Origin of the sequence: Vallitalea sp., from assembly GCF_025211055.1 — a bacterium.
In the GTDB taxonomy this organism is placed as follows: Bacteria; Bacillota; Clostridia; order Lachnospirales; family Vallitaleaceae; genus Vallitalea.
In genome coordinates this window covers 1-4,331 of the sequence record NZ_JAOARO010000027.1, presented here as the reverse complement: position 1 = coordinate 4,331, position 4,331 = coordinate 1, and the positions used below count along the sequence as shown (strand labels likewise).

Below are 4,331 nucleotides of genomic sequence, written 5' to 3'. Positions count from 1 at the left end.
CAAACCCTTTTCACTAAGCATTTCTTTTGCATCTAAGCGCATTTCACGTTGTAGCAATTGTTGCTCCCTTTTACTGAATTCCTGTTCACCTTTGGCTTTTTCCTTTGCTAGGCGTTCACCAATTATACGGTTAACATCTTCTTGAGTAAAAGTCTTTTCCTCTGTTTCAGAGTTATTGTTTTCAGTGTTTTTGTCTTCTGTGTTCATGTTCTCACTCATAATAATCCTCCAGTTTAACGTCCGAAGTGGACTATATTCAAATAAAAAAGACATGAGAATGATATAAAAATCATTTCCCATGCCTTAATATCTAAGACTAACACTATTTAGTGCGGTACTCATGCCTTATTAATTTGTACTAATATTTTATCATGCATATAAGAAGTATGTCAATCACTTTATTTTTCTTCACTATCTTGTTTTTTGATAGTTATGTATGCATGTTTATAAGGATTAGGATTATCATTTATTCTTATCTTTGCCCCTTTTAGTTTTGGTCTTAATAACTTAACTATTTCATTTAGTTGGTCATCTTCCATATATGAAATAGTTACTTTTATTCTGTTACTCATCTATTCACCACCAATATAATAACTTCGTTGGATATCTAATACTAATTCACATGTATCCTATGTGAAATATATGTAATCATAAATCTTTAGTCCAGTTTCTCAATTTTGCGAAACGAGGTTTTTCCTTTTTCTTTCAGCACGTTTCCCTTGTATATAGCCATAATGATAAAGAGATATCATTGCCTCTATTGCGGTCCCTGGTTTATGAGTACGGTTATATATGTCACGTAAAGTTGGTATTTCGTCTAAAGGTACTGTTTGACGCTCTAACATTTTATACAACTTTTGTTTTTTTAACCTTTCTTCTTCAGCAGTTTCAATTATTGATTTAAGGATATTATTAACCTCAATATTTTCAGTTTTTTCAATATTTTTGGAAATACTATTTTTAGCTCCATTAAATTCTTCATCATCCAAATCGTCTACTAATATACTAAAGCAATGTGTTAGATTTTTTATATATTTTTGGTTTTCCATATTCTTTTATCCTCCTAGTAATTTTCATTTGTATTTATGTCCCAGGTAGGTTATAATTATCTTGTTGAGAGATTAAGAATAACCTATACTGGTTAGATTAAAGGGACGTATTTTAAATGCGACCCTTTTATTTTGTCATTCATCACCCAAGTAATGGTTATAATAATAATTCTCTGCTTCTTTTTCTGTCATCATATCAAATTCAAAATACATTGCATTCTTAACTTTATTAGCTACTTCTTCTTTAATTTCATTAGCTTTAATTAATTTGTTTAACGCTCTTAATAAATAGCCTTGGCATACTATATTATCCATCTTTCACCCTCACTTTCTTTAATAATTCGTAAGTACCTATAGGTATTTTTTTTATATAAATGAGCTATATAATAATTACTTGTTAGTATGGATACCTCAAATATTTAATAGTATCTACTAAATACCCCAATCCTCTTTTAACTTTGAATTAATAAATTTCATAATATCGGTATCACCATTTTTGTTATCTGGGTGAAATGTAATTGCCATGCGTTTATATATGGTTTTTAACATTTGCTGTTCTTTATCGGTGTATGTTGGCGTTGATACAGAAGAGCTACTATAACTACCATATCCATAATTATTGTAATTGCTATAGGTGTTTCTACTTCTTTCTTGGTACTCTTGATTTTTCTTGTATTGTTCCTTTAGTTCATTTAACTTAGTTTCATTCCACAGCTCACCAAATATGTTATAACATTTAGCATAGGTATCTGACCCATACTTGTTATCAAACTTTCTTTTTTCATCCCAGTACTTGCTAATTATTTCATCATTCTTTTTATTAGTCTTATATTCTTTTGTCTTATGATATTCCTTAACCAATGGTTGTCTAATTTTTTCAATTTTATCGTAAGTATAATGAAATAAATCTTCTATGGACATGCCAACGTTATTACTAAACTCTTGTAACTTTTTTTCTCTATTACTCCCTGCTCTAACATCAAAGTAATCCCATAAACAAAACATTTCATCAACTAGCCAATAATAACCTGTGCTTAATATTACATATTGATATTTTTTGTTCTTACCTTTATCCCTGTAGCTATGGCATAGTATAAATTTATAGATATCTTTTAATGGCCGTTCAAATCTATCATCACTAGATCTGAAATGTGCTTCATCACTCCAGTCATAGAAGTATACTTCTAACCTTTTTGCAAAACCTTGAGATTTTCTTTTCATTGGTCTTTTTTCAAATCGTAAATACAATTATAATCACCACCTTTGTAGATACCTTAAAATATTTCTAGTATCTTATTGTAATAAATTATCTATTACATCAATATCTTTTATTACTTGTAAAATAACATGATTCGCTTTAACTGTTGCATATGGCTTCATTTTTTCTATTTCGGTTTTATATGCTTTTATTTTTTCAGCAAAGTTTATGTACATATAATCTTTTGTTAATTGTTCAACTAAATCAACCACTTTACCATATGCATATTCAATTATTTCATTTTCTTCGTTACGATTTTTTTCAAATACTTCTTTAGCTCTAAAGTACTTATAAACATATGTCACTCCTAGACCTACTACTTTTTCATATCTATCTTCTTTATAATTCTCAAAGATACTTATATCCATCTATCCCACCTTACTTTCAAATTTCAAGAACCTTTCATCATAAGTAAGATAAATCTTTCCTTTTCCTCCATCTCTATTCTTTTTAACAATTAATTCTGTTGCACTTCTTTCAACTGCCGATTCGGAATCATGCTCTCTTTTAATTTCCCATCTTTGGTCTAAGTCAAATTCTATTTGACCACTTCCTCTAATAGACCCATCTTTTGCCTTACTCACTATTACAATAATTGGTATCTGATAATACCTTGCTAATTTTTTTAATAATTTAATATTGTTACCGGACTGCTCCCATTCTTCTCCCTCACCAGTTAATAATTGTAAATAATCAATAATTATCAAATTACTATTCTTATTCAACTTCAATGTTGTTTGATTTACTTTTGTTTTAATTTCTGTCACAGTATTCATTACTAATTCATCAGCATAAATATTAAGGTTATCAAATATTTTATGATTATTAAATTTACTTATTTTTTGAATATGACTATCTGTTAAATATATCTTTGGTTTTGATAATGCTCTAACTTCAATTTGTGATAGGCTAGGAAGCACTCTATACCCTATTTGCTTATTTGACATTTCATAAGCAAAGAAATCTACCCTGTTCCCCCTTTCTGCTATATTACAGGCTATATTTAAAGCCAATAATGATTTCCCTACGTTTGGGTCTGCAAGTACCCCTATTATTTCGCCTTGTTTTAATCCCCCTACCATTTCATCAAGATCGTAATATCCTGTTCTAAGTCCTCTGATATCATCTTTTAACTTATATCTTATTCCTACATCATTAATTACACATTGTAACAAATCTACAGTATTTTGATGCATTATTTTCTGTTCTACAGTTTGAGGGATATTGGATAAATATTTATGTATCTCTTCTATATCTCCAACATTAATTTTTTCTTGTAATCCTTTAGTATAAATAGTTAAATCGTTTAAGTGCTTTCTTTCCTGTAATTCTTTAATATGTGTATCAATATAAGCACTTGTACTTACGCTACTAGCAAGTCCACTTAATACGCTAATATGTATATTCTTAGATAATGCTGTAACATCAACATCTTTATCTTCTTTTGTAAGTTTCAGCATTTCAATAAATACATCTTTATATTTTGTAAAATGGTCCGGAGTCAATTGTGTTATAACTTTTTCAGCTGCTCCTTTGTCTAATAGAGTTGCTCCTAATATTTGTTTTTCTAACATTTACTCCCTCCCTTCAAGATGCTTTCTAGCATATTCTATAGCTTTTTCCCCAACTTTATTAGAGCTATCCTTAATTTTAATAATATCAGCCATATATGGTGGATGGTTACACTCTTTAAGACATTTATCAATGCTTGCTTTAAAGTCACTATCTGAATAATTTCTAAAGTATGAATACCATTGTGTTGATTTTTCCTTTGACATTTTGAAACCTCTATCACCATATTCGGTTAATAGCTTATTAATCCCATCATTAAACACTATTTTGCTTAGCATTTATAACATCCAATCCTCCTTCGGCTTATTAAGCTTTTGCTCATTCTCAATGTCCTCATCTGTTAATCTCCAATCTTCCTCTTCTTCAATTATGTAATTCTCATCTAAATAGTCAATATATCCATTGTTGAAGAATGTACTACCATGTTTAATATATTGCTTGTCAACTTTTTT

The 4,331-nt window shown here is 29.2% G+C and carries 8 protein-coding genes; all 8 read right to left on the bottom strand.

The annotated features are described in order from the left end of the window. The coding region (locus N4A55_RS03620) for a hypothetical protein (protein ID WP_330666301.1) at window positions 1–219 on the bottom strand (219 nt) is incomplete at its 3' end. Window positions 220–398: 179 nt separating this feature from the next. Continuing rightward, window positions 399–572: a hypothetical protein gene (locus tag N4A55_RS03615; protein ID WP_293754142.1), complete on the bottom strand. Its 174-nt coding sequence runs from the start codon at window positions 570–572 to the stop codon at window positions 399–401. 99 nt (window positions 573–671) lie between these two features. Then, a complete protein-coding gene (locus tag N4A55_RS03610) occupies window positions 672–1,049 on the bottom strand; it encodes a hypothetical protein (RefSeq protein ID WP_293754141.1) in 378 nt (125 codons plus the stop codon). Between the two features lie 135 nt (window positions 1,050–1,184). Further along, window positions 1,185–1,364 carry a hypothetical protein gene (locus N4A55_RS03605; RefSeq protein WP_293754140.1) on the bottom strand — a complete coding sequence of 60 codons (180 nt, stop codon included), beginning with the start codon at window positions 1,362–1,364 and terminating at the stop codon, window positions 1,185–1,187. A 117-nt stretch (window positions 1,365–1,481) separates the two neighbouring features. Continuing rightward, complete coding sequence (locus N4A55_RS03600) at window positions 1,482–2,297, bottom strand: hypothetical protein (protein WP_293754139.1); 816 nt, start codon at window positions 2,295–2,297, stop codon at window positions 1,482–1,484. Between the two features lie 45 nt (window positions 2,298–2,342). Next, complete coding sequence (locus N4A55_RS03595) at window positions 2,343–2,675, bottom strand: hypothetical protein (RefSeq protein ID WP_293754138.1); 333 nt, start codon at window positions 2,673–2,675, stop codon at window positions 2,343–2,345. Then, a complete protein-coding gene (locus N4A55_RS03590) occupies window positions 2,676–3,881 on the bottom strand; it encodes a replicative DNA helicase (protein ID WP_293754137.1) in 1,206 nt (401 codons plus the stop codon). Continuing rightward, entirely contained in the window at window positions 3,882–4,157 is a 276-nt protein-coding gene (locus N4A55_RS03585) for a hypothetical protein (protein WP_293754136.1), read from the bottom strand. Between the last annotated feature and the right edge of the window lie 174 nt (window positions 4,158–4,331).